We start from the raw sequence: 26,460 nt of genomic DNA on the forward strand, positions 1-26,460 counted from the left end.
GTTGTTTTCAAACAAAATGTTTGCCCAGTTTTGCAGTAACTCGGCCTCAGTTTTGTTTTTGAGTATTTCAGGCTCCCATCCTTTTTGGATAAGAACCTCAATAAAAGCCGGCTCAAATTTTGCTTCGGTTTTAAAAATGGTCATGGTCATTCCTTAAACAAACATTTTGCTCAAGCAAGCCTGCTTGATGTTAGTGAGCTTGGTGATCTGTTGTTGGTGTTGGTTGATCAGCGTATCAAGTTTTTGGAAGTAGTTGCCAATAGCTGTTTGTTCATCTAAATCACTTGGTATAAGAACATTTAAATTGGCTAAAGCCTTTTGACTTACCCCTTTTGCAGTCCCACCACTTGATAATGCTGAAAGCTCTCTAAAGACTTTGGAACTTCTTAACAAAACTGCGAGAAAGGCATCAGTAATAACTTTTGGTTTAACTACAAAAGCAATTGTTCTCTGACTTAAAATGTATTTATCAGCATTAGGTACCTGCGCAACATTCCCCATTGGAGCTTCAGTCGTGAAAAGAACTTGCCCCTGATGGAGTTCAGAACCACTCATCCATTTATCATACAGCTCTTGATCACCGAAATGAGGATCAATTGAAAAATCAATATAGCCTTGCTTAACATTTAAAGCCGATAATGCTCTATATCCTGAAGGACTCCAATCTAAGCCTAGTTTTTTAGGTGTACGGCCTCGAAAGTCTATGACCCTTTCGATACTTTCCAGTAAGCCAATATCCTCCCACTTCCCACTAAACCCCTTAAAGCGGATTTCCGGAACGGTTTCACCTTGCTTGGGAAACATTTTTACCAGCATCGCATTTTTCAAGCTACTGAGCTTGTCATGCTTTTGTTGATGCTGGTTAATTAGCGCATCGAGTTTTTGGAAGTAGTTTCCTATGGCTGCTTGTTCTTTTTCGCAAGGTATCAGAATCTCCATTCGTCCAAGTTGCTTACCCGAAATCTCTAAAAACGTCGAGCCTGACGCATGTTTAAGTGCAAACTCCTTAATCTGTTTACCTGAGGAATAAATGAAGTAAGGCGAAAAGCCCTCTTTGATGACAAAAGATTGGAAGCCCTGATTCGTAGAGCCAGGCTTAGTAAGAATAGCCATATCCCCGATGCCAGCTCTACTAGTAAATAGAACCGTCCTACCAGCCGGAAGTATCTTTGCAGATGAACTTTTAAGGCCTAGAGCCGTAATTTTTTTCTGGCTACCTTCAGCATACACATTGTCGCCAATTTCAGTGGGCGAATACCAATCGATATCACCGTCCCAAAATTCAGATACTGAAGTGCTAGGAGTACCTCCACCAATAATATCAGTAACATCAGTACCCAGCTCTTTCTCCTCCCACTTTCCACCAAACCCTGCAAACCGAATCTCAGGAACTTTCTTTTCCACACTCATCCTATTCGCCCTTCAACAAACTAGTCAGTTCAGCTAAGCCCTGCATATCAAACTCGTTACCAGTAAGCCCATCCATCATTTCCGACAATTCACCTTCGGTGGTTTTGATGTCACTCGCGACTTGCGAATAGGTTACAGCGTATTTATTCGTAAGGACTTGTACCTTATTAGTAAGCTGGGCAATCAAGCTGCTTGGCATCGCAGATAGTTCGCTACTTAATGGATCGATCCATTTTAGGTTCAGCAGGTTATTTACTTGCTCGTCGCTTAAGCCTTCAATGGTGGTTTTGGTTTTAAGGTGCAGTTTAGTTGTCGCCTCTTTCACTGTTTTTTTCAGCGCTTTTTCTTCATTGATAAGTTTGTTAGCGCGGATAATCTTGGCCTTATAGCTTTCTTCAGGCACAAGGCTATCTTCATTGAACTTAACATTACTGTCTTTCTGTTCTTTCAAGAATGCCTTAGCAGCCTTTGCTACTTCAGCATTAACAAAAGCATCTTTGCTTTCTTTGACGGTATCTAACTCTTTATCGTCTTCACTTAAGGACTCTAAAATGTCTTCAAGTGAACTTGAGATTTCAGCCAAACGACTCTCTTGTTTAGCCAGTGCTGCTAGGTCATCACTTAAGTGAGTTTTTTGCACTAAACCAAAAGGTAATATATGACCTTTCCAGCCATCTTGTACCTCAGTATCTTTACCGTTTTTCTTTTTGATAACGATATTCGGTTCAACTTGCTTAGTCGCGTCAAAACCTTCCGTTTGCATCATTTCTAAATCGGCACTAATGATTTGCCATTGGTTGTTTAGAAGCTGGTAGGCTTGATATTTGTCGATTAAAGCAATAGGACTTAGGCGGTTAAAAAGTTCAACACTTAATGAAGCTTCTTGTTGATTACGGTTAACCCCTTGCCAACCTTTAATGAGTTTGGTGTTTAAGTCGTCATCAAACCCAGCAAAAGCTTGTTTATAAGCTGCTATAAACTCAACCACCTGTGTATGACTACTAATGCTTGTATTGACTGCGTCTTTAGCAATTGCCAGCTCACTGTACGCAGAAGATTTAGTCGCAAACAAGGTGCTGCGTAGTTCAGGAAAAGCAAGCCAATATGGATTGAGTTCATCAATCTCACTGTTAGGAATACCGCCTAACATGGTGGCGTGTAAGTCCCAGCTTTTAGCCGCAGCTGAAGAGTCCACATAGCGTGGTATGTTTAAGTTGTAACCATTATTGCGTAAGGTTTCTTTGCTCACTACTTTCGAGAATTTATCGATGCTATCTCGATTGATCACGGCATCAACAGTGCGTTTAATATCGCTCGCTTGCAGCTTGTTGTTTTTGCCTTCTTTAATAAAGTGCTTAGACGCATCAACAACCAATACATCGGTATTCTGACGCTTTTGCTTGAGCACCAAGATCACGGTTGGAATACCTGTACCAAAGAAGATATTACCCGGCAAACCAATAATGGCATCAATGTGGTTCTGCTCAATAAGCTGCTTGCGGATCTCCCCCTCTTCACCACCACGGAACAACACCCCATGAGGTAATACAATGGTCATAATACCATCGGGCTTTAGGTGATAGAGATCGTGCAATAGGAAGGCAAAATCGGCTTTAGTTTTTGGGGCTAGACCAAAACGCGAATAACGAGGATCGCTATCTTTATAGCTCGGGTCCCATTGTTGTGAATACGGCGGGTTAGAAACAACGGCGTCCACGTATAAGGCATCGTAAGTGCCTTGTGGGTCGTTCTCATCGAAGTATGGCCAATCGTCTTCTAGAGTATCTCCATTGCGGGTTTTAATGTTGCTGGCTTTAATACCACGCATGATGAGATTCATACGGGTAAGGTTATATGTGTTCGCTTTTAACTCTTGTGCATAATAGGTAATGCTGTCTTTGTTTTTAGCGTATTTTTCGACGGCCTCACCAATATTGATAAGGAGTGAGCCAGAGCCGGACGTTGGATCGTAAATCTCAATGGTGTCTTTATTTTTGAGTTCATGAGCAATGATGTGCGACATGAGAACCGAGACCTCATGAGGCGTATAAAACTCTCCAGCTTTTTTACCCGCATTAGCCGCAAATTTTTCAATCAGGTACTCGTAGATGTAACCCAGAACGTCATAGCCTTGCTGACCGTTCATAGGGATACTTTTGATTAAGTGCAGCAAGTCGCTGATAGCTTTAGTTCGCTTACCCGCACTTTCACCAAGTTTGCTTAGCCCTGTTTCTAGGGTAGTAAAGATGCCTTCAAACAACTTTTTGTAAGTAGGAGAAATCAAACGGCTAAAAGCAGAAAGCGCATCACGCACGTTTGACTCGTCAAAGTCGGACGTTGGATCAACCCACGTTGAAAACAGATTTTCGTAAGCAATAAAATAGCCAAGGTTATCTTGAATATACTTGACTGTTTCAGCATCTTCTTCAGTTAGCGCTTTGATTTCATCGGGCGTCATCCCTTCTTTGGTGACAAACTGCACCTGTTGATCGCTGAGGTACTTATAAAAGATGAAACCTAAGATGTAGTCTTTGTATTCGTTTGCTTCGATCTTTGAACGCATCTGGTTCGCTGATTCCCAGATTTTTGCCGCTAATTGTTGCTTATTCATATTCTGCTCAATTCATTTCAACTATTGACCGACATCGTGAAAACAGTCGGCACATGTAAGTAATATTGTATTTGGGGGCTCAGTTAAACCTAAGCTTCTTGCTCTTGTCCCCATGCTTCAAGAATTTCACTCTTAAACGCCAAAATCCACCGACTTTGAAGCTAGGAAGTCTTTCTTCGCTCGCCAATTCTACTGATGGTTTTAATGGTGAGAGAATATGGGAAAATTAGATAATAGACAATGATGAAGGTTGTCTCTGTCAGTCGATGATTTGATCAAATTGATAAATCTGAAACGGAGGAGATAAACTACTATCTAGACTGCGTGGCTAAACAGATATTCGGGATATGTCGAAGCAAAACCGTATTCATGGTTCAAATCAGATCCGAATGCTTTAACTGTATAGCTCTAAATGCCTACTAAATCATGCTCAGCAGCATAAGAGTCATTCATCTTTGAGCTCGCAACCTGTAATCGCAGAAACAGAGGTAACAAAAGCAATGAGGATCTGTTCATCAGAAAGGGGGCTAAAAATAGGGAAATCCGTAGCATTGCCTGCTGGGCCTGCACCTAATTCAGCAATACGAACCACATTTAAGTAACGCCCTCTGGCGTGTTGGCCCAATCTCTGTCGGGCTCTCTGTGCTGAACCCAAGCACGCTTATAGCCACCAGCGGCTTGTTGCCATTCGATATACAATTGACCTTTGCCATCTTTTTTGATTTGCATGAAATGGTATCCTCATTATTACTGCATCTTTTGTCTTGTAACTGCGTTTTTAACACCTTAAGCATCATACAAAGCATACTGTATAATTCTTTCTACAGTAATATCAGGCGTACTTTCAAATAACTCTTGTAATATGAAGACTTCTAAAAAGTATTCGTATTCTTTGGGTGAGCTTCCATCTTCTGGCTCGAAGCAAAGTAAGATATTAGATTCAGGACTCCATGCTCCGTCGATGTAAATAGTTAACTCAGGGTCTAGGTTTTCTAAATCAAGTATTAATTCTTTTAATTTCATTTTTATTTTCCCCATATTGAATATCCCCCCTTGTTTTCTGGATGAAGGACTCCCCACTCATCACTACCAATAGTGTGTTGTTCTCTTGGGACTAATACCATACTGCCTTTTTCTCTTTCATGGTGCCATGTCCAACCTTTGGGTGGTCGTCTAGGAGCTAACCCCGTGGCTGTTCTCTCCAGCTTAATATTTAGCGATTCCATTTGACTTGCAAAGCCCTGATCTGACTCTATCATTTTCAAAAGATTCTCATTAGCTTCTTGAAAATGGCGAGCTCTCGAAACGCCAGGATATGAATCTGGAGATAAAAATGTTTTAAATCCTGATGAGTAAGCATTTTCACTGTATACAATATAAAGTGGTGTTATGCCCGAACTCTCTGGAAACACTAAAATCGCATCGCGCCAATCTTTCTCTTCTGGCATTGGAGTGACGGTGACTGTCGTTTCATCAGAATGAATCGGCGTGACTCGTATATCTTCCAGTTCAAAACCATCATCTTGACTTGGTGTGCTTTGCCAATTTGGGTCGCCACTGTCTGCTGGCGTCCAATAAATAATGGGTCCCTCGTTTTCTAGCTGAACGGAGAGCTGGTTATTATCATCTTGCGCGACGTACTTCACTGGAATGCGCGTATCATCAACATGGTAGGCTTTCACATTCGGGTAGTATTCACCTTCATTTGGCTCTGTAATGTGAACACGAAGTCGACTTTGTACCGTGCTGAGCTGCCTTAATTCCTTATCACTATACTGCGTACCATCCCCTAACAAAGACTGCTGCATAGCAAATAACGCACTGATCCCATCGACTTTCCAGCGGTAGCTCTCCACCAGCTTATCTTTCAAAGTGCCCGCCAGCTTTTCGAGTTCAGTGGCTGTAGAGTCTGATGCACTCGTTTTAGGTTGTCCTGCCATAAAGGCGGTCGCCCCCATCGCTATTTGAGCTTGTGTGGCCTGAATAGCAGGGATAACCAATGGATGAGCTTGCGCTTGTCCAAAAAAGAATGACCAAGGCCCAAAGTTTTGAATGGGCTCTTCTATAACGCCTGCGTCAATACAACCTTGCGGTAGTTGGCAAGATTTCGCAAACACCTTACTCGGTGTCACCTCTTTCAAGTTGACGATTGGGATGTCTTTTTCAATCAAGTGTTCATGGTTAATCGCTTTAACGTGCGTGTCAGCAAGATAAGATTCCGAGAATTCATAATACGTATTTGATGGCTGATTCACTTTTTCTGGTTTTGCTGGTGGACTAGCGAAAAACGAGGGTTTTGCTTTCGGGCCTTCCGCATTTTGAGTGACGTTGAGTGAATGACCAACGGCCAATGACATGGGGTCGGCATCATACTGTGGATTGAGTGTCAGTAGCGTCTTAGGCGTTAATGCATACTTTTGTGCAATGCTCATCCACGTTTCACGCTGCCCTGTTTCTGGGTCTGTTTGAACAATGTGGTGAGGGAGAGGCTGGGTCTCTTCTTTCGTTGCCATAAAGTCATTGCGTGTCTGGATGGCTTTTTTCGTTGCAGTAAGTAGCTCTGGTATATCAAGCGAAACACCGTGCTCATCTAGCCATTCATCATTTAAACTATCAAGCTCACCCCGAGTGATTTGTCTGTCGAGATAAATCAGGTGTTGATTCTCAACCACTTTCCCTTTGAGCTTCCAAAAGACCAAGATAGCGGTTTGGTCAATGTTATAGCCTCTCTCGGAGTCAAGACGATGGTGCATAGAGCGAGTGGCATAAAAACTCCACTTTTTATCCCCAAGGATTCTGTACTCTTGAATCAGTTTGCCGTCATGAATGTGATAATAAAAACCTTCTGTTGGGTAACCTAAACGCTCGCCCAATTGCACGGCGGGTGTGACAGGAATAAAGCCCTCTAAGGCGACACTGCTTCCTATCGTTCTCATTTTTACGGGTTGGTTAGGAGAGATACCCATTGAGATTGAAGCGACTTGTCCCACCAGCTTTTTAGGCTCATCAAATGCCGTTAACAAGGTGTAACGTGTCCCTTCCTCTATTTTGCTTTCATTCCAGCGACCGAGCATGGCCTCTTTTTTTGTTTTAGCCAGAGCAAAGGAGCAGCCGACATTGCGATGAAAGGCATCGTGAGAGCAAGCAATATCAATATTGTATTCGTATTTTAGTGTAGGCGGCTCGTCTGAATCATCAGGGCGAGGCCGCTCAGGGATGTAAGTGGGCATCGGTAAAGGGGGATGAAGGCTTTTGCTTTGAGTACCACTTGACGTGCCACCACTCATTTGTGTACGTACCAGTAACGCTTTTTGAGCGGCTGGTTCAATGTTATTACTGACATGGGTATTCAAACCCCAAGTCGCGCTGCTTAATGCGTTATTATCCTTCATTAGCAGCGGAGCCCGTGGAGAGTCATTAAGAAGTAGCAGGTGACCTTGCTTTAATTGCTCAATGAATTGGCGATAGCCCATCCCAGAGGGTATGACATCTTTTAACTCACGCTCAGATAAGGATTCAAAGTCACCTTCGACTTGTAGAAATTCGTGTGTCATCAAGTGAATGAGTTCAACCGTTTTGTAGCCCAAAGTGAGTCCTTGCTGAGAAATAAGGTAATGAGAGTAATATTATCCCATATCTTGTCGGCGCATCCATGGTTGATATATTAAATTGATTGAATAGACATCACATTTACTATTGCTCACTCCCATTAGCTAACGGTTTAAGATGAACTAAGTGACAGAGCTGTCACAGCCAGTCGCCCTGTCACTTTAATTAATGCAACATGGAGCCATGGTGCTATTCTATTTAAAGCAAGTTGATTTTTATGGGAATTTTTAAGAGGGGAAGGTGGTGGAGTATCTAAAAGTACTAAGACACAGTTTTCGGCTTAGTGGGCGTCTCACTCGTCGAAGCTTCTGGTGCTTTCTAATCATTCATATAATCATCACTTTATTCTTGGTGTATGGCGTGGTTTCCTACTGGTTTAGCGAAGCGGCTCTTTTAGGTTATGTCGTAATGACTTGTCCAGCACTCATCTCATCCTCCTGTCGACGCCTTCATGATTCTGGGTATTCTTTGAGGTGGTTATTCATGGGGCTGGTTCCGGTACTTGGAACGTTATTCCTACTTTATGGTCTTTTAAAGAAAGGGGAGCCTTATCACAACCGCTTTGGGCCGAACCCTAGAGTGTGGAAACATTAATGTCGTTTGTTGGCGGAGGGAAATGTCATGACAAAGAAAACTAAGATTAAGAAATACGTAGAGAGCGCACCAAAACTAAAGCGTGTAAAGAGTGATGTCACGGCCCATCAGACACGTAAGAAAATTGAACAATGGAAAGAGCAACAAGAATTTGATAAACAGTTCGAGCTTTAAACGACTAAAACAACCATAGGACATTCAAATGAATAAAACCCAACTTATCGATGTTATCTCAGAGCAAGCCGACATCACCAAAAAACAAGCGCACGATGCACTGGATGCTATTACACAAGGGATTGAACAGTCTCTAGCGCAAGGTGAAGAGGTAGCACTTCTTGGTTTTGGTTCCTTTAAAATTACAGAGCGTGCAGCTCGTACTGGGCGCAATCCAAGAACGGGTGAGCCAATTCAGATTTCAGCCAGCAAGTCTCCCACCTTTAAAGCGGGTAAAGCACTGAAAGATGCACTGAATCCATAATCTCAAATTTGTAATGTGGAAGGTGCTTACCTTCTGCATGACCAATCACCAGTTAACGTAACACTGTGGACGATGCTTATTGGTCGAGTATGATTGCCAGCAACACGTCCTGTTAATACATGATTCGTCTGGTATAAAATAGTTGGTACAGTGGTAACTAAAAAGCTGAGCACATCATTTTTATTAATCTCCACGATATTTTCAGTATTAAGTAAAGAGACCATGTCAAAACCTAGCCTCGTGAATGCCAACTTCAAAAGGTTCATGCGTAAGCCTGAATTGCGTATAGAGAAAGCTCAATCCCTTTATGATTTATTGGGTCATACAAGCTTTGGAGTCCGTTGCCATATGGGAAAGCTTTCGATTAAGGTTGAAAATGGCTATTTAGTGGCACATCAATACACCCAAGGCAAAAAAGAGCAACCGTTTGGCGCTTGACGGGTTCAATCTCTGCCATTCATTTCTTTTCTATGCAGTAAAAGGTGAGTGGCTCCATCTTCATTTATACCGTTAATGTCAACACGATAAATGCCGTTGGCTTGCAGCGCTTCGGTTAACACTTCCAAACGATGGGTTTTTACGGTCATCGTTAATGGCTTAATTTGCTTGTTATCGTCATCAAAGCTTTGCTCTACGTTTTTTTCTTTCAGGTAAAGAGTGTCCTGTTCGAATTCTTTTTCTGGTGCTTCCAACATCGATGGGAATTGATGTCGCTCAAATAATCCCGTTAGCATGATATAGAGCTCATCAGCTTGTGAGAATTTGGATTGATACTCAAGATTGAGTCGATTCACATCCCACAGCTTGTGTTCAAGGTTACCAGTTGGACTACGACCAATGCTAAGCATCGTTTTGAGTTCATTTTTACAGGTTGAGAACTGAGGTTGTTTTACTTTGGGTTTGATGAACTTCACTAACTGTTCATTTCTTCTTTTTACTGTCCAAAATCCGCCTTGTTGACTCATGGTGCAATACAGCGCGAGAAGTGCATTGGTTACAAGCTCATCAAGGGCTTGGTAGTGTTTAAGGTTTGTATTCATTTTATCTATTCAACGAGACCTGAATTATTAAGAGGGTATCATTCGTCCTAGTTTATCGTATTTATTAGAGCTTTTTGGGTGGCAAAGTGTGGATATAGCTCTAATTCGATAGCGATCAATTCGCGCCATAAAGTTCGTATTTCTATCTTGATAGATTAATTGCTCTACACAAACTATTAAATGGTAGTCGTAACATCCTTTCTCTACACAAAAAGCAAATTAGAATCAATCATCATTACGTCAAGGCTAGTCAATTTGATACATTTAGCCCAGCCTCTGGAGGCATAGTCGAACTTGTTTGCATTGCGTCATGGCTTTTAGATAATAAGCATTCAATTAAATAACCAAGGTTACCGTATGAACTTAAAACATATCGCTTTATCACTAACAACGTTATCAGCACTTGCAATGAGTGGCTGTGCGTCTAATGATGATTTAATCGCAGCACAAGAAAAACAACAGCAACAAATTACTCAACTCGAATCTCAAATCGAAAAAGTTGAGCAAAAAACGCAAAAGCAAGAGCGCGCTATTCAAATGGCGAACCAGCAAACTAATAAACTTCTGACAGACCAAACAAAAGAGAAAGAGCAGAAGAGTATGCGCTATGTCGTAAAAGAAAACGATACATTATATAGCATTGCTGAAGAGCACCGTATGGGAGTGGGTGCATTAACACAGCTTAACCCGCAACTTTCTAATCCTAATCTATTGCTTATTGGGAGCACGATTAACGTTAAGTAGTATTTTTTAGTAAAGACGGGGTTCTGCTGTTCAATTACCAGAACCCTATCCCTAGTTTATGAACGGCTGTGCTTAAAGGAAATACAATTTACCTTTCACCGAGCACTAAGGCTGACAGTCTTGAATAAACACAGTCTGACCGAAATAAAAATGTGTGCGTGTGATACGCAGTTGTTAAAAAAATTCCCCTTTAATTACTACTTGTTCCAAAACAACGATGTCCTTCGCCATAATGCTTTGTGTCAAGCTTAGCTAAGTAAGTTGCCCTCACATAGGCCTCGAATAACTTTTCTTGCCAACCCAGTTGATTACGTCTGATCACGTATCCCGACTTATCTGGAAACTCCACAAGCGGCATGTAATTTTCCACGTCATCTGACAAGGACAATAGAAATAACCTCCTCTCCATGTTCTGCATGGCTCTTGCCCAAGCCGTGTAGACTTTACCGCTCAAGTGCTCAGGGTTAAGCCTCGTATAATCACCCACGCCACTGTAGTACTCATTACTGACAATAATCATTACGTGATAATGATCTTTCTCAGCACTCTTACGCTCTCTTGCCCAAATGTAACGCACTGGACATGCGTGTACCTTTTGACCGAAACGTTGCTTACGTTTACGTTCAGCTTCAATTTGACTGCGTAATGACTCTATAAATAACGTCATCGGATTCAAATTATATAAACCATAACCATCAATAGAGCAGGTTGATGGTAAGCGTAAATCTACTCGAAACATTAAAACACGTGCACTGTTATTGGCTAATGCTTTATTAAATACCTTCTGTATTGATAACAAGTAATCCTTGTTATGTACGTATTGAGTAAAAATAGGGTAATTAATATCTTCCATACCTATCCTCATTAATCTTATTTTTAACTAATATAAACGTGCATTAGCACATACCTCAATATATGCATCAAGGTATTACTATTGGGTTAGTGTTAATGTATTAGTTCAAATATATTATTGATTGTTAGATGTATATTACCAATAACCGATCCGAACGATAATAAAACAAAGATTAAAAAACAAAACAATCATTGGTTATTATTTGAAATAGCTCATCACAAACAACTCCGAAGTTAATTTATATGAGGCATTTAATTTAAAAGGAATCTAAGAAATGAAACTATTTAAATTTATATACATTATACTTTTGTTAATATTATTAATTGTCGGTTTCTTTAAACTTGCAGGACTACCATTAATACAACCTCTTGTTATCATTGGGTAAGAGATTGACGTGATAAGCCTGTATTCTCAAAAAAAATTCAAATAACGACAAGCTACAAGAGGCTTTTATCACCTCTAGTGAATGATTAAAGCTAGCAACTATGACGACTAACCGGGCTAGCTGTTGTTATTGATAAATCCATATTGTATTTATTGTGATCAAATTGGTATTCAGGGTACAAATCAAAGAACTTTTTCCTACTAATCATTACCTTAGAAAAACTTTGTTCGTTTTCCAAATAATCTAAAGCTGCATCTAGAGTTTTTTTCTTCCTTAAACCGTTTGGACCGTACTGTAAGATATAGTTATGAGGGATATAACGAAGCCCATGATTTATCTTTCTGTCCGCAAACCAATGCATGAGTAAATCAGCATCAAGCACATACTTGGGTGGTGCGCAGAATAACCTCATAAATTCAGACGAGTAATAGGCGACGATGTTAATGGCATCACACAGCGTCGTGGTTGGTATCTCTGAGATAGGTTCACTCTCCGAGTATTCCTCAAAGCAATGCAAGATTGCAGCGACCCTAGTAATATTTTCGACAAGCTTGGAAGCATGGTCCTTCCCATGTTCAAAACGTCCACCAAGCTTCATGTTAGTCTCTATATCATTAGAAATATTAATTATCGTTTTTCTTGCATCATACGAGAATTTTACGATGCGCCTTTCGTATTCATCACCCCTTATAGGTAAGAACTGAAGCAGTTCGCATACACGCTCATTGAATTCATCAATTGCTTCGGTTGGCACCTTGATTCCATAAGAGTGTCGTTCTCCACACTTAGATGGCGGGGATGCTATTAGAAATCGAGACCAAAAACCATTATCTCTTGGATCATCTTTAGAGCTTGAAATAAATCGCTCAATCGTACTTGGCTGAGTCATAATTGATACGGTTAAGCGACCCTCCTCTATGGTTGTTGAGTCTTCTGACTTTCTGCTAATATATGTTGACTCGCCACTCCATAGGTCATTAAGAAAGCTAGTATTCCTTACTAAAGGGCTATTGAGTATCTTCCCACCTTCGCTAGAACTGAGGATAGCATTTGCTCCAATACCTTGCATTTCTGATTGCAATGACTGAGGGGTAACGTCTTCGAATTTTATTAGCCTTGGTTTTGGTGACTGCGGCTTAGCTAGTTGATGATAAACTAGCGCCTCTATAAAAAATTCTTTCTCTTCAGGTAAAGCCTTCTTAAGCTCTCTCTTCAAATCTTTCAGCTCTTTTTTATACTCACCCATAGCAATATCAAACTTGATATCTTCCCGCATTAAGCGCTCCACATCATTACGTATAAACTTTTTTAGTCCTTTAAAAACTTGAGATTCGAGTGATGATTTTCGTTCGCCTGAGCCAGCTATACACAATATATTCAAAACAACAGGTCCAACTTTTCCTGATATAGGGTTCTCCACATCGATTATCCCTTGTAAACTGACAGAAGCCGCTGCTAGAAGTGCTGAGAGGTTCATCTCTTTTGCTGTCTGGGTTATTTGATTTAGGTTATCTACTGCCTTATAAATAATAGATTCACCATAAAGATAAGGCGCCTTAGATAAGTAAGGAAAATAAGTAGTACTACCCGCTAAAATTGGAGGTATTGTGCTCATCGCTCTAACTCCCCTTCAACTTGATGTGTTAAGACTTTGGACTCAATCCATCTTGAAACGTCAGTCGATAACCATCCCACAGCGCGAGAGCCAAGTTTAAGGCTTTTTGGAAAAGTAGCATCGTATCGCGGTGAGCGAGAGTTGATTTTGTCGTATATAGTACTGCGCGAGAGACCCGTAAGTTGAGTCAGCTCTTTGATGCGAACAATACGATCAGTGACGGTTTGGTATTGGTTCATGGGCATGTTCTATTCCCTTCTCAAGTTAAGTTCATGGTGACTCTACCTAAATAAAATATCTCTTACGAGGGAGCTACTTCTCCTTTGAGCTCCCTCCACCTCCTTTAGGGGAGGGAGGGAATAAATAAATCTAAAATCAATAACTTATGACGGGTTTGAAATATAATTAAGTGCAAAGTCGTCATAGTCATCGGAAAAGTCTAGTTTTGTGATCTCATCTATCTTCTCCCAATCAGTTAACTCTGACTCAATCTTCATTAAATACTTGATCTGAGGGATAAATTCTTTTTTATCTCGACCTTCCCATTGTTCTTTATTTGCCCTTTTTACTGAATGACTAAGGGATGTATTTATTAAGATAAATGCAAATATGGCTTGTTTCTCGTTTGAATAGTTTAATAGTTGCTTCAATAATTTTTTACCCTCCTCACTACTGTTGGGCATATCAATAGTTCCTGCTTCAAAAATAGCATATCCAATATAAGCTAACGTGCAAAGTTCCTTATGTTCATGGTAGCTAGGAGGAACCCAATAATAGGAAGTTGAAGGTATTTTCGATACTTGTTCAATTTGGGATAACTTAACAATGTCTTCTTTATGTATTAAAATGTCATTTATTTTAACACTCAATAACTTCTTGTTATAAATGTTGGAATGAATATTAGCACTAAATATTAAAAAATAATATTCCATATTAGACTTGCGCATTAATGATATTTTAATATCAGTAGGAGTAAGTGATTTCTCAACAGGGATTTTATCTTTTGGTTCAGTTATGACCCTAAATTTATAACCAAACCCACCATTTGATATTTTTTTGATGTTTTCAGCTTTATAAACCTCTAGCCTTTCTTCCTTCTCAAGATGATGTTTAATTATTGAGTAAGGTTCAATAGTCTCTCTACTGTTATATATAGACGATGGTACTATTGAACTACAAGTTGAAATATCAATACAATCTTGATTAATATTTATAAAAGTTTCAATGTCTCCTATGGTTAATTCAATTATCATTCTCTTGTTTTTATCAGTTATTAATTCTGATAAATTATAATTTTCTATGCATTCATCATTATTGCCAAACCAAATGGAGTGATTAGAGGGCATCAAATGATAAAGTGGTATTTTAAGCTCTAGACACTCAGCTAAAAGTTGATGGGGCTTTTCTCCCAACTCAGGCTTAATAAGCCGACTAAGTTTTTCATACGACATCAATCTATCTAAACTCCTGCTACTTTTGCTACAAATAGCAAAAGTAGCAGGTTATATACCAAAGTGTCGACGCCAAAAAGCTGCTTTTGTCGGCGATATCGTCTCTTTCTTCCCCACGCCTGTATTACAAGCAATTGCTCATCAAAGTAGTCGTAGTGACTGTAGACTCGTAACATACCAGGTAATTGATGCCTGACAGCTTTTTCAACTGCGACTATATCAAGCTTCATTTCATTGACTAAAGGATCGACGTGAAACTAAAAAGATTTATCGTTTTATCCCAAGAGCCGAATATGTTCATGAACCCTGCTAAGGGAAATACTCTCTATAATGTACAAAAAATTGAAATAACCAAAGATGTTAATTAGGGAAAATGAAAGCCTAAACATTGGCTTTCATTCCAATTTTAGATTAAACAACTAACTTAATATTTACTGTCCCTGTCACACTATAACTCCCTCGACTAGCTTTCTCTATATGCTCACTCCACCAGCACATTACTTTACGGCGACGCTCTAGGTAGTCGGTACGATTATAGGCGCTACGAACTTGGTTTTTATCAACATGAGCAAGACAAGTCTCAATCACATCATAATCAAAACCTTGCTCATTTAGTGTAGTACTAGCTATTGAGCGCATCCCATGGGATACAAGGCGGCCACCATAGCCCATCCGCTTTAGGGCGGCATTTGCCGTTTGGCTGTTACATGGTTTTTTCGGATCTTTGTCTGAAGGAAATATAAACTCTCTATGCCCACTAATCGGCTTAATGACCTCAAGTATATCGAGCATTTGGGGAGTTAAAGGAACTCGATGTTCTTTTCGTTTTTTCATTCGTTCAGCCGGAATAACCCACACCTCATTTTCTAGATCTAGTTCATCCCAACGAGCGTTACTTGCTTCAGCAGGGCGTGTAATCGTGTGTAGTTGCCATTCTAAGAGACAACGGGTCGTTTTCTTGATATTGGCGTTAGCAATGGCTTGCATTAGTTCAGGAAGCTCTTGAGGGGTAATCGCCTTCATATGTTTCTTTTCAGGTCTTTGAAAAACGGCTTTGATATTGGTTAGAGGGTTCGCATGAATAATGCCTGCGTTAACGGCGTAGCCCATAATCTCATTCATACGCTGGCTTAATCGCTTAATTGTTTCTAAGCTGCCTTTTGCCTCTATCGGACGTAGCAACTCTATCACCATAGGGGCTGTGATCTGGCTGATTGGTGTTTGGGCAAGGGTAGGGAAGATATTTCTTTCCAGAGAACGCCAAATGTCATCAGCGTAATTCTGAGTAACTTGGGTTTTCTTGAGCTTAAACCATTCGGAAGCAATATTGATAAAGGTATGCTCGGTGAGTGCTTTTTGCTGTTCTTTTTCTTGAGCTTTTTTAGTTCGGGGGTCAATACCTTCAGCTAATAGTTGTCTATGCTCGAAGTTGAGCTGTTTTGCTTTGGAGAAACTCAGGGCAGGGTAAGTGCCTAAACTCAGCTTGGCACGCTTACCAGTTTCTGGACTTGTATAAGTAGTGCGCCATGATTTAGTTCCGTTCGGCAATACACGCAGTTGTAAACCGTCACCCACAGAAATCGTGTATTCCCCCTCCTGTGGTTTTGCGTTCTTTAGCTTGGTATCCGTTATTCTACCTGTGGTCTTAGCCATTTTCGCCCTCGTATAGTTACCCAATATTTTGGGTTATTTTACATTGGGTAACGTATTGGGTAAACGATAACGAATAAGTTACCGGACGTTAAAAAACACTAATGGACGTTAAGGTATTAATTTTAAAGGGCTACAGGTACAAAAAAAGACGTCCTAGGACGTCTTTAGATGTTGAATTGGTGGAGCTGGCGGGAGTTGAACCCGCGTCCAGAAATCATTCATCATTGGTACTACATGCTTAGTCGATCTTTAAATTCACCAAGTACCTGCGAACCGACACGCTAGTAAATGACTATCCTGAATTAAATTTCGAACTTCATCTCTCAGGCGGGAGAATCCGATCTAGCTGGTTTGGGTTTGACTCTTTGTTGTTCCCCGTCTTACAAGCGGAAGCTAGGGCAAAGAGGCTCTCAGCAGGTTATTAAGCTGCTAGTGCGTAGTTTTCGTCGTTTGCGACTATTTTTTTGCGGCTTTTTACGTGGCCAACCGCCCCACGGCATGCACCTCAGACTTCAAAATTCCTGTCGAATCCTAAATCAGCCCCAAGTGTTATTTTTCATAGTACCAGAAAAGCTAAGCGTGTCTAGTAGTTGAAAGTTCAAGTGGTTAAGATTAGCGCAAGTTACTCTTCATAACGCGTGCTTTGTCTCTTGCCCAGTCTTTTTCTTTTAAATCTTCGCGTTTATCGTGCAGTTTTTTACCTTTAGCAACACCGACTTTGAGTTTCGCCCAAGAACGAGACCAATACAAAGAGAGCGCGACTAACGTCATACCTTCGCGATTCACACGACCAATAAGGTTGTCGAGTTCTCGGCGGCGCATAAGTAATTTACGCACACGTGTGGGTTCGGCGACTATATGAGTAGAGGCTTGATTTAGCGGGAGTATAGACATACCACTGATATAGGCTTGGCCATCGCGGATAAAAATGTAGCTTTCGACGATGTTAGCTTTGCCCTGACGAAGTGATTTGACTTCCCAGCCCTGTAGCTCAATACCAGCTTCGATATCATCTTCAATGTGATATTCGTGGCGAGCCTTTTTGTTTTGCGCGATAGTGTTACTACCCGCTTTATTCTTTGAGTTCTTTTTTACCATAGTGGCGCCATTATAAGGTGAGTCTGGAGTTTTAGGAAAGGCTTTTGTTTTCGATAGCTAAATGTATCATGAGTCGTTAGTGCTTTGATATATTTGTTGGGTTGAGTTGTCAACTTGAGCTAACTCGTAGAACTCAGTAGAATCACCATTAGCTTTTTATTGTGAGATGTTTTTTATGCAACATGTGACGCGTTCGGCATTAGTAATGTTCAGTGCTGACCAGATGTTTAACTTGGTGAATGATGTTGCCAGTTATCCTGACTTTCTGCCTGGTTGTTCTGGTTCTCGTGTAATAGAGTCTTCTGGTATGGAAATGGTGGCATCGGTTGATGTGTCGAAAGCAGGCATTAGCAAAACATTCACAACAGCGAATACGCTGGTACAAGGCCGTGAAATACTGATGGAATTGGTCGATGGCCCGTTCAAAATGTTGAAAGGGGTCTGGTCTTTTATTCCGCTTGATGAGCAAGCATGTAAAGTTGAGCTCAAGCTTGAGTTTGAGTTTTCGAGTAAGATGATTGAGCTCGCGTTCGGCAAGATTTTCCATGACGTAACCAGCAATATGGTGAACTCATTTACCAAGCGTGCCAAAGAGGTGTACTAGCATGAACGTTGATCAACCGCTCATTCACGTTGAAGTCGTTTATGCCTTACCCGATGAGCAGCGTGTTTTTACGATTGTGGTTAACCATGAGCTCACCGTTGAAGAAATTATCGAGAAATCTGGCGTATTAGACATTTACCCTGATATTGATCTTAAGGTTAATAAGGTCGGGGTGTTTAGCCGTAACGTTAAGCTTGATGCAACGGTAAGAGATAAAGATAGAATAGAGATCTATCGTCCATTGCTGGCTGATCCAAAAGAAATCCGCCGCAAGCGAGCTGAGCAGGCTAAAGCTGCCAAGTCTGCATGAGGAACTGGTCAACGAATCGATAATAAAAAAGCTCGCATTGCGAGCTTTTTTATTAATTTAGGCTTTCGAAAAACTGGTCGCTGGCTTCGTAGTCGCCAGAAATGTTCGTCAATGTGCCAGTAGCATCAAAATCGACAACAAGATTACGCTGAACAGCGTCATCATGTCCTTTCGTTGCGTGGTAGATGTAGTACCACGTATTCGGGTAACCATTTTCGATAAGCATCGGTGAGCCAAGAACAAAGCGAACCTGTTCTCTTGTCATGCCAAAGCGTAGCTGATCAACGGCATTTTGTTCGACAAAATTCCCCTGATTAATATCAATACGGTAGACGATTTTTTCTATTACCGAGCAGCCTGTCAGTAATGTTAAGGCGAGTGGTATTGCTGCCAACCACTTTTTTAATTGCATAGCGTCAATTTACAACTTTGATTTTTTAAACTGCAGAGATAATAAACAAGGATGAAGCAGATGTAAAAACATGTCTGCTTCATTATGTAAAAAGAGCGCTGATTTATGAGTTAGATTACAATCCTTGTTGAAATCTATTGGTTTAGGGAACTAACCCTCTAAGCCGCAATCAATAGTTCTTTGGCGTTTGCTAGCGTCGACTCGGTAATTTGGCTACCACCAAGTAGGCGAGCCAGTTCACTAATTCGTTCGTTTTCGTTTAGCGCGTACATACTGGTTTCAGTTTTATTGCCTTTAGTATTTTTTGTGACAAACAGTTGGTGGTGTCCATGACCGGCAACTTGAGGCAAATGGGTGACACACAGGACTTGTGTTGATTCCCCTAGTTTTCTAAGCATCTGTCCAACAACCGCCGCAGTTGGACCACTAATACCTACATCCACTTCATCAAAAATAAGGCTTGGTGTATCTACTTTCTGCGCCGTAATGACCTGAATGGCTAATGATATTCGTGATAGCTCACCACCAGATGCGACTTTAGCGATAGGCTGCATCGGTTGACCCGGGTTAGTTGAGACTAAGAAGATTACGGTATCCATTCCTGTTGGTGAGGGGTGCTCTGGCTGAAAGCTCACATCAATAGCAAACTTGGCTTTATCCATGCTGAGCTCGTGCATACTTTGCGAAATCAGCTTGTTTAGTTCTTTAGCGTAACGACCGCGAGATTTGTTGAGTTTCTCGCATATGCGGACATAGTGTTCAAAAAGGGCGCTGACGTCTTGTTCCTTCGCAGATATTGTTTCATCAGAACAGTCGAGCTGCTCAATTTGATTGAGCAAACTTTGATGATGTTGATAAAGCTCCTCAGGTAGCACGTGATGCTTGCGAGCGAGCGACATAATTTTAGAAAAGCGTGATTCTACATACGCCATGCGTTGCGGGTCCACGTCGACTTTATCAAGGTAGTCACGTAGTTCAGCGTTCACCTCTTCAATTTGGATCATTGCTTCTTCAAGCATTGCCGGTAAAGGTGTAAGCGTAGTATCAAGCTCTGACAGCTGAATGAGTTTGCTGCTAGCACTTTGCAGTAGTGCGAGAGCATTGACATCATCACCCTCGTAAATAATATCAATGGCTTGCTGGCATGAAATCGCAAGTTCGCCGCTGTTTGCTAAGCGCTTGTGCTCTTGTTCAAGTTCTGGAAATTCTAGCTCTTCAATCGCGAGTTCGTTGAGTTCCTTAATTTGATACTCAAGCAGCTGCAATTGAGCTTGGTTATTGGCACTGTTTTCTTTTAGTTTTCTCAATGCAATATCGGCGCTTCGCCAAGTTTGATAACTATTACGGACTTGTTTTTGTAGGGTGGTATGACCGGCATATTGGTCCAGTAATGAAAGTTGATAGTCGCCTTTCATTAGTTGGTGGTGAGCGTGCTGCCCGTGAATGTTGATAAGCGTTTGTCCCAAAGATTTAAGTTGGGATAACGGCACAGGGCTACCATTAATGAAGGCGCGAGAGCGACCTTCTTTGGTAATGCTTCGTCGCAAGATGCATTCGGTACCATCATAGAGATCGTTGTCTTCTAACCAGCGGGTGGCATGGACATTATTATCAATCATGAAGGCGGCGGTGACTTCGGTTTTATCTTCGCCGTTGCGAACCGCACCTGCGTCTGAACGTCCGCCCAAACAGAGGCTCAGTGCATCAATCGCGATGGATTTACCTGCACCAGTTTCTCCGGTAATGGTGGTCATTCCCGTACTGAGTTCTAACTGCAGAGATTTTACGATAGCAAAATTATTAACACTTAGATGAGACAGCATTTTCTTTACCTGTTTATATCAACATTACTGTATATAAGCTCAGTATATACTGTTTCTTTATACAGTAAAGGTACTGTCTGAATTTTTTATGTGATCAATCGCGGGTTGCTGAAAATACGATCAAAAAAGCCAGCAATACATTGCTGGCTCAATCAATGGGTAGTCAAACCTATGATTTAGAAGAGTTTGCTCGACCAACCCAGCTTGTTTCTCAGAACATGATAGTAGCTGTAATCTTTAGGGTGGATCAGTTTCAAAACGTTAGGGCTTTGAAAAATATGTATTTCATCGCCTGGTGACACAGGCAGTGAAATTTGCCCATCACAACTGACCTCTTGAGTGCCCCGGTTATCTGGCGAAACAATGAGTTTGATTCGGCAATTACCGTCGACCACAAGTGGGCGGCTTGAAAGTGTATGAGGGAACATTGGCACCAAAGATATGGCATTCAGTTTTGCTGAAAGGATTGGCCCGCCGCCGGATAATGAATAAGCGGTTGATCCAGTTGGTGTCGCCACGATCAAGCCATCTGATCGCTGACTAAATGCAAACGTGTCGTCGATATAGACTTCAAACTCAATCATATGGGCGACTTGACCTGGGTGAAGTACCGCTTCATTAAGGGCGGCGTTGTGACTTTTGATTTGCCCATGGCGGTGAATTTCAGTTTCAAGCAAGAAACGCTTTTCTTCGATGTACTCCCCTTGCAACACGGCTTCTAACGCTTGCTCGAAGCCTTCAGGGTTGAGATCGGTGAGAAACCCTAAGTTACCACGGTTGACGCCGATGACGGCCACATCAAAGCGTGATAGCACTCTTGCGGCGCCAAGCATATTGCCATCACCACCAACGACGATAGCGAGGTCAGCTTCTCGACCAATACGAACTAGGCTAAAAAAATGCTGTCTGGGAATATCGACAAGAATATCAATCAATCGGTCATCAATAAGGACGTTATAGCCTTTTGATGTAAGCCAATGAAACAATTCTTTATGAGTCTGAATTGCTTTCTGTGCTCGGGGTTTACCTATGATGGCGATCACCTTAAAGGTGTTTTTCATATCACTTCCAAACTTTTAGTGCTTGAATCAAAAATCTTCATCCCCATAATATACCCAAAGTGTTTATATATGCAGTGTTTGGTATGAAATTAATCCAAGTTTCTCACTTGGCTACCATGCATTGACGTGAATCGAGTATTGCGGAGAGACCATGAGCAACGAAGAAAACAAAGTAAATCAAGAAGAACTGCATACGCAAGACGTAGAAATGCAAGATGCAGACGTGGTTGGTTCTGACGCTGATGTTGAGTGGAATGAAGAATCAGAACGAGATATTCAAGAAGCTAAGATTGCTCAACTAGAAGCAGCATTGTTGTCTAGCGAAGCTAAAATTAAAGAGCAGCAAGATTCTGTACTGCGCGCCAAAGCTGAAATGGAAAACATGCGTCGTCGTACTGAGCAAGAAATTGATAAAGCACGTAAATTCGCTTTAAACAAATTCTCGGAAGAGTTATTGCCAGTAATCGATAACCTAGAGCGTGCGATTGCCGCTGCAGATGCTGAAAATGAGGTGGTAAAACCAATCGTTGAAGGAGTCGAGATGACTCATAAAACACTGGTTGATGCGGTCGCTAAGTTTGGCTTAAAGGAAATTAACCCTGAAGGCGAGACGTTTAACCCAGAACTTCACCAAGCGATGTCTATTCAAGAAAGCGCGGATCATGAAGCAAATACTGTGATGTTCGTCATGCAAAAAGGTTATGAGCTTAATGGTCGAGTGATCAGACCTGCCATGGTTATGGTGTCGAAATAACAAGTAGGGACGCAAATCATTAAGACGAGCGTAAAACTCTATTAGTTTATGTATATCAAAGAAATGAAGCCTATTTGGCTTCATTTTTTTTGGTTGTAAATATCAATAACCATGTATCAATTAGGTTTTTGTATTGTTTCATTGAGGTAACAAAATGTAAAATTAATGCTTTATTTTGAACTTCAGATCTGTAAGATGCCCTGAGTTTTCTATTAATAAGAAAGCAAATAACTATAAAAATACAGGGAATCAACACAACATTCTGGAGTCTATGAATGAATAAACCTCTATCCCAAAAGATCTTTATTGGTCTATTTGCCGGTCTACTGATCGGTACGGCAATTCAATACTTGTTCGCTGGTGTTAGTCTTTTTGACCAATACTTACTTGGTCTCGCGGAAGGCGTTGGCGGTATGTTTGTATCGTTAATTAAACTTCTAGTGGTACCACTGGTTTATGTGTCAATTGTTTGCGGTATTGTGGAACTAAAAGACATCAAATCCTTTGGCCGTTTAGGCGGTAAAACTTTTGCGCTTTATATTCTAAATACGGTAATAGCAATCACGTTTGCACTAACGGTTGGTATGATTGTTCAACCTGGTGCGGGAGCAAACCTTGGTGGAACCGTTGCCGCTACGGTTGAGATAACATCAACGACCACGCCTGATATCTTCTCTTTGATTACCAATATCGTACCAAGCAACCCTTTCCAAGCATTTGCTAATGGCGACATGCTACAGATTATCTTTATGGCTATTTTGACAGGTCTAGCCATTCAAGCTCTGGATAAGAAAGGTGGTCCAGCGATTCGTGCCTTTAAGATGGGTAACGATATCATGATGAAGCTGATTGGCTTGGTGATGAGCTTGGCGCCTTATGGTGTATTTGCACTGATGATTCAGCTTGGTGCAACTCTAGATGCCGGTACATTGGCGTCGGTTGCTGGTTATGTTGCGTTAGTTGTCGGTATCCTTATTCTATGGATATTCATTGTTTATCCAATCATGGTTGGTGCAACAACAAAAGTATCGCCTGCCCAGTTTATGCGTGCAACTCGTGAACAAGTCCTGTTCTCGCTATCTACGGCAAGTTCAAACGCGACTATCCCGGTAACAATGCGAACACTGACAGATAAAATTGGTGTTTCTAAGTCGGTGGCGGGTTTTGGTGTGCCGTTAGGCGCGACCATGAACATGGCTGGCGTTTCCATTTACATCGCGATTGCGACTATCTTTATTGCTAACGCATTTGGTCAGCCTATCCAAATGGCAGACCTAGTCACAATGGGCTTCACTATCTTGTTGCTATCCATTGGCGCAGGTGGTGTACCTGGTGGTGGTGTCGTGATGATTGGTGTTCTACTTCATCAACTTGGTTTACCACCAGAAGGCCTTGCGATTGTTGCTGCTGTTGACCGCATCAATGATATGTTTTGTACCAGCTCGAATGTAGTGGGTGATACGGCGGTGAATACTATCGTAGCGCACTCTGAAGGTGAGCTTGACTCGGAAGCAGTCAATGAAGCTGCACCCGTTCAAAGCCAAGTATAAGCGCGTAAATAAGAATAACGCCTTAGATAAATACAACGTCGCGAAAGACGTCGCAGGAAAAGCGAGTTAAAAAACGGAGCCTTTGTGCTCCGTTTTCGTTTAAATATGAAAAAAAGCGATTTTTTTTGTCCTCTTCCCTTGAAAAGCGCGTTGCTGCCCTTATCTATGGTTCATACAGAAAACAAACCTTTTTTGAGTTAGTTTTCCAACTGGCTCTAAGGCCCCGAGTCGGGGCAATAGAAAGCGTAATAATAGAATTTATTCGGAGATAGTCTGATGGGTAAGATCATTGGTATTGATTTAGGTACTACTAACTCATGTGTTGCTGTTCTAGATGGCGACAAACCACGTATACTTGAAAACGCGGAAGGTGAACGCACAACCGCATCGGTTATTGCTTATACAGACGGTGAAACTCTTGTAGGTCAACCTGCAAAACGTCAAGCAGTAACTAACCCAGAAAACACGCTATTTGCGATTAAGCGTCTGATCGGTCGTCGTTTTGAAGATGAAGAAGTTCAGCGTGATATCGAAATCATGCCTTACAAAATCGTTAAGGCTGACAACGGTGATGCATGGGTTGAAGCGAAAGGCCAACAAATGGCTGCACCTCAAGTATCTGCTGAAATCCTGAAAAAAATGAAGAAAACAGCAGAAGACTTCCTAGGTGAAGAAGTGACTGGCGCAGTAATCACTGTTCCTGCTTACTTTAACGATGCACAACGTCAAGCAACAAAAGATGCGGGTCGTATCGCAGGTCTTGAAGTTAAACGTATCATCAACGAACCGACTGCAGCTGCTCTTGCTTACGGTCTAGATAAAAAAGGCGGCGATCGCACTATCGCAGTTTATGACCTTGGTGGCGGTACATTTGATATCTCTATCATCGAAATCGATGAAGTTGAAGGCGAGAAAACATTTGAAGTACTAGCAACTAACGGTGACACACACCTTGGTGGTGAAGATTTCGATAACCGTCTAATCAACTACCTAGTTGATGAATTCAAAAAAGAGCAAGGTATTAACCTTAAAACTGACCCTCTAGCAATGCAACGTGTTAAAGAAGCAGCAGAGAAAGCGAAAATTGAACTTTCTTCTACTTCTCAAACTGACGTAAACCTACCGTACGTAACGGCAGATGCAACGGGTCCTAAGCACATGAACGTTAAAGTGACTCGTGCGAAACTAGAATCTCTAGTTGAAGACCTAGTACAACGTTCTCTTGAGCCACTAAAAGTTGCTCTTGCGGATGCTGACCTATCAGTAAGCGACATCAACGACGTTATTCTAGTTGGTGGTCAAACTCGTATGCCTATGGTTCAAGCTAAGGTAACTGAGTTCTTCGGTAAAGAGCCACGTAAAGACGTAAACCCTGATGAAGCAGTAGCAATGGGTGCTGCAGTTCAAGGTGGTGTTCTTGCGGGTGACGTGAAAGACGTACTTCTTCTAGATGTAACGCCTCTTTCTCTAGGTATCGAGACAATGGGCGGCGTAATGACGAAGCTTGTTGAGAAGAACACAACGATTCCAACGAAAGCGAACCAAGTTTTCTCTACAGCAGAAGACAACCAAAACGCGGTAACTATCCACGTTTTACAAGGTGAGCGTAAGCAGGCGACTTACAACAAGTCTCTAGGTCAATTCAACCTAGAAGGCATCCAAGCAGCACCACGTGGTACACCGCAAATCGAAGTAACTTTCGACCTTGATGCGGATGGTATCCTACACGTATCTGCGAAAGATAAGTCAACTGGCAAAGAGCAAAAAATCACGATCCAAGCGTCTGGTGGCCTAAGCGACGAAGATATCGAAGCAATGGTTCAAGAAGCGGAAGCAAACAAAGAAGCGGACAAGAAGTTCGAAGAATTGGCTGCGGCACGTAACCAAGCTGACCAAATGATTCACGGTACTCGTAAGCAAGTGGAAGAAGCAGGCGAAGCCCTTCCAGCTGAAGAGAAAGAAAAGATTGAAGCAGCAATCGTTGAGCTAGAAACAGCTCGTAAAGGCGATGACAAAGAAGCGATTGACACGAAAGTTCAAGCGCTAATGGCTGCGGCACAAAAACTAATGGAAATGGCACAACAACAAGCACAAGGTGCTGATGCAGAAGCTGGTGAACAGCCTAAGCAAGAAGACGACGTTGTTGATGCTGAGTTCGAAGAAGTAAAAGACGAGAAAAAATAATTCTTGTTGCTAGGAGTTCAGCCTCCCTGTTTGAGATGTGTATTTTGCAACGCAAAGGATGCATCTTTATTCCGAGGCAGATCCTCTTAGTGTAAAGAATTCGATTATTTGGATTCTTGAAAAGTGATTTATGCGGGCGTTTAGGGTAACCTTCACGCCCGCATGTATGTGAATATTGTCATTCTAGATAAGGAAGTCACAATAACCTGCAGGACCCAGGA

At 41.5% G+C, this 26,460-nt stretch carries 26 protein-coding genes, 1 other RNA gene and 1 pseudogene; 10 read left to right on the forward strand and 18 right to left on the reverse strand.

What is annotated here, in order from left to right:
* Positions 1-153 precede the first annotated feature (153 nt).
* From MD535_RS08685 to MD535_RS08710, 6 genes are all read right to left on the reverse strand, one after another.
* On the reverse strand, positions 154-1,404 hold the full coding sequence (locus MD535_RS08685; protein ID WP_265674476.1) for a restriction endonuclease subunit S: 1,251 nt from the start codon (positions 1,402-1,404) through the stop codon (positions 154-156).
* A gap of 7 nt (positions 1,405-1,411) precedes the next feature.
* The gene (locus tag MD535_RS08690) at positions 1,412-4,021 is read right to left on the reverse strand and encodes a type I restriction-modification system subunit M (protein WP_265674477.1); all 2,610 of its coding nucleotides are present in this window, start codon (positions 4,019-4,021) and stop codon (positions 1,412-1,414) included.
* 445 nt (positions 4,022-4,466) lie between these two features.
* Positions 4,467-4,613, reverse strand: a complete 147-nt coding sequence (locus tag MD535_RS08695) for a hypothetical protein (RefSeq protein ID WP_265674478.1) — start codon at positions 4,611-4,613, stop codon at positions 4,467-4,469.
* 2 nt (positions 4,614-4,615) lie between these two features.
* Entirely contained in the window at positions 4,616-4,750 is a 135-nt protein-coding gene (locus MD535_RS08700; RefSeq protein WP_265674479.1) for a hypothetical protein, read from the reverse strand.
* Positions 4,751-4,807: 57 nt separating this feature from the next.
* Positions 4,808-5,044 carry a hypothetical protein gene (locus tag MD535_RS08705; RefSeq protein ID WP_265674480.1) on the reverse strand — a complete coding sequence of 79 codons (237 nt, stop codon included), beginning with the start codon at positions 5,042-5,044 and terminating at the stop codon, positions 4,808-4,810.
* A gap of 2 nt (positions 5,045-5,046) precedes the next feature.
* Entirely contained in the window at positions 5,047-7,608 is a 2,562-nt protein-coding gene (locus MD535_RS08710) for a T6SS effector antibacterial DNase (RefSeq protein WP_265674481.1), read from the reverse strand.
* Positions 7,609-7,873: 265 nt separating this feature from the next.
* On the opposite strand from MD535_RS08710, the gene MD535_RS26295 reads away from it, so the two are divergent.
* From MD535_RS26295 to MD535_RS08725, 4 genes are all read left to right on the forward strand, one after another.
* Positions 7,874-8,224, forward strand: coding sequence for a DUF805 domain-containing protein (locus tag MD535_RS26295; RefSeq protein ID WP_390902913.1), 351 nt, complete (start codon positions 7,874-7,876; stop codon positions 8,222-8,224).
* Between the two features lie 27 nt (positions 8,225-8,251).
* Positions 8,252-8,398, forward strand: a complete 147-nt coding sequence (locus MD535_RS08715; protein ID WP_265674482.1) for an adenosine deaminase — start codon at positions 8,252-8,254, stop codon at positions 8,396-8,398.
* Between the two features lie 28 nt (positions 8,399-8,426).
* Positions 8,427-8,702: an HU family DNA-binding protein gene (locus MD535_RS08720; RefSeq protein WP_102282144.1), complete on the forward strand. Its 276-nt coding sequence runs from the start codon at positions 8,427-8,429 to the stop codon at positions 8,700-8,702.
* A gap of 222 nt (positions 8,703-8,924) precedes the next feature.
* Entirely contained in the window at positions 8,925-9,140 is a 216-nt protein-coding gene (locus MD535_RS08725; protein WP_265674483.1) for a hypothetical protein, read from the forward strand.
* A 5-nt stretch (positions 9,141-9,145) separates the two neighbouring features.
* Here the strand turns inward: MD535_RS08725 and MD535_RS08730 are convergent, their stop codons facing one another.
* Positions 9,146-9,742 (reverse strand): DUF2913 family protein, encoded by a 597-nt coding sequence (locus tag MD535_RS08730; RefSeq protein WP_265674484.1) that lies wholly within the window; start codon positions 9,740-9,742, stop codon positions 9,146-9,148.
* A 357-nt stretch (positions 9,743-10,099) separates the two neighbouring features.
* Here MD535_RS08730 and MD535_RS08735 point away from each other — a divergent pair, with 357 nt between their 5' ends.
* Entirely contained in the window at positions 10,100-10,486 is a 387-nt protein-coding gene (locus MD535_RS08735) for a LysM peptidoglycan-binding domain-containing protein (RefSeq protein ID WP_265674485.1), read from the forward strand.
* Between the two features lie 190 nt (positions 10,487-10,676).
* On the opposite strand, the gene MD535_RS08740 is transcribed toward MD535_RS08735, so the two are convergent.
* From MD535_RS08740 to smpB, 8 genes and pseudogenes are all read right to left on the reverse strand, one after another.
* Positions 10,677-11,339 (reverse strand): inovirus Gp2 family protein, encoded by a 663-nt coding sequence (locus MD535_RS08740; RefSeq protein ID WP_265674486.1) that lies wholly within the window; start codon positions 11,337-11,339, stop codon positions 10,677-10,679.
* A 476-nt stretch (positions 11,340-11,815) separates the two neighbouring features.
* On the reverse strand, positions 11,816-13,339 hold the full coding sequence (locus tag MD535_RS08745; RefSeq protein ID WP_265674487.1) for a YfjI family protein: 1,524 nt from the start codon (positions 13,337-13,339) through the stop codon (positions 11,816-11,818).
* Entirely contained in the window at positions 13,336-13,584 is a 249-nt protein-coding gene (locus tag MD535_RS08750; protein WP_265674488.1) for a helix-turn-helix transcriptional regulator, read from the reverse strand. The genes MD535_RS08745 and MD535_RS08750 overlap by 4 nt, the downstream gene beginning before the upstream one ends.
* Before the next feature lie 138 nt (positions 13,585-13,722).
* A complete protein-coding gene (locus tag MD535_RS08755) occupies positions 13,723-14,790 on the reverse strand; it encodes a hypothetical protein (RefSeq protein WP_265674489.1) in 1,068 nt (355 codons plus the stop codon).
* A gap of 8 nt (positions 14,791-14,798) precedes the next feature.
* A pseudogene (locus MD535_RS08760) lies at positions 14,799-15,026 on the reverse strand (hypothetical protein); the annotation flags it as partial.
* Positions 15,027-15,201: 175 nt separating this feature from the next.
* Positions 15,202-16,443, reverse strand: coding sequence for an integrase domain-containing protein (locus MD535_RS08765; RefSeq protein WP_265674490.1), 1,242 nt, complete (start codon positions 16,441-16,443; stop codon positions 15,202-15,204).
* 177 nt (positions 16,444-16,620) lie between these two features.
* Positions 16,621-16,987, reverse strand: a transfer-messenger RNA (tmRNA) gene (gene ssrA, locus MD535_RS08770).
* Positions 16,988-17,055: 68 nt separating this feature from the next.
* Entirely contained in the window at positions 17,056-17,541 is a 486-nt protein-coding gene (gene smpB / locus MD535_RS08775; RefSeq protein ID WP_265674491.1) for an SsrA-binding protein SmpB, read from the reverse strand.
* Positions 17,542-17,716: 175 nt separating this feature from the next.
* Here smpB and MD535_RS08780 point away from each other — a divergent pair, with 175 nt between their 5' ends.
* Together MD535_RS08780 and MD535_RS08785 are read left to right on the forward strand one after the other, a co-directional pair.
* Positions 17,717-18,145, forward strand: coding sequence for an SRPBCC family protein (locus MD535_RS08780; RefSeq protein ID WP_265674492.1), 429 nt, complete (start codon positions 17,717-17,719; stop codon positions 18,143-18,145).
* A 1-nt stretch (position 18,146) separates the two neighbouring features.
* Positions 18,147-18,455, forward strand: a complete 309-nt coding sequence (locus MD535_RS08785) for an RnfH family protein (RefSeq protein ID WP_265674493.1) — start codon at positions 18,147-18,149, stop codon at positions 18,453-18,455.
* 52 nt (positions 18,456-18,507) lie between these two features.
* Here the strand turns inward: MD535_RS08785 and bamE are convergent, their stop codons facing one another.
* The 3 genes from bamE to nadK form a co-directional block, all read right to left on the reverse strand.
* Positions 18,508-18,867 carry an outer membrane protein assembly factor BamE gene (bamE, locus tag MD535_RS08790; RefSeq protein ID WP_265674494.1) on the reverse strand — a complete coding sequence of 120 codons (360 nt, stop codon included), beginning with the start codon at positions 18,865-18,867 and terminating at the stop codon, positions 18,508-18,510.
* A gap of 158 nt (positions 18,868-19,025) precedes the next feature.
* Complete coding sequence (gene recN / locus MD535_RS08795) at positions 19,026-20,690, reverse strand: DNA repair protein RecN (protein WP_265674495.1); 1,665 nt, start codon at positions 20,688-20,690, stop codon at positions 19,026-19,028.
* A 176-nt stretch (positions 20,691-20,866) separates the two neighbouring features.
* Entirely contained in the window at positions 20,867-21,751 is an 885-nt protein-coding gene (nadK, locus tag MD535_RS08800) for an NAD(+) kinase (protein WP_250618310.1), read from the reverse strand.
* Positions 21,752-21,902: 151 nt separating this feature from the next.
* Here nadK and grpE point away from each other — a divergent pair, with 151 nt between their 5' ends.
* From grpE to dnaK, 3 genes are all read left to right on the forward strand, one after another.
* Positions 21,903-22,505 (forward strand): nucleotide exchange factor GrpE, encoded by a 603-nt coding sequence (gene grpE, locus MD535_RS08805; RefSeq protein ID WP_265674496.1) that lies wholly within the window; start codon positions 21,903-21,905, stop codon positions 22,503-22,505.
* 275 nt (positions 22,506-22,780) lie between these two features.
* Positions 22,781-24,055: a dicarboxylate/amino acid:cation symporter gene (locus tag MD535_RS08810; RefSeq protein WP_265674497.1), complete on the forward strand. Its 1,275-nt coding sequence runs from the start codon at positions 22,781-22,783 to the stop codon at positions 24,053-24,055.
* 276 nt (positions 24,056-24,331) lie between these two features.
* Positions 24,332-26,239: a molecular chaperone DnaK gene (gene dnaK / locus MD535_RS08815; protein ID WP_265674498.1), complete on the forward strand. Its 1,908-nt coding sequence runs from the start codon at positions 24,332-24,334 to the stop codon at positions 26,237-26,239.
* Positions 26,240-26,460 lie beyond the last annotated feature (221 nt).

It is taken from the genome of Vibrio qingdaonensis (assembly GCF_026191675.1).
In the GTDB taxonomy this organism is placed as follows: Bacteria; Pseudomonadota; Gammaproteobacteria; order Enterobacterales; family Vibrionaceae; genus Vibrio; species Vibrio qingdaonensis.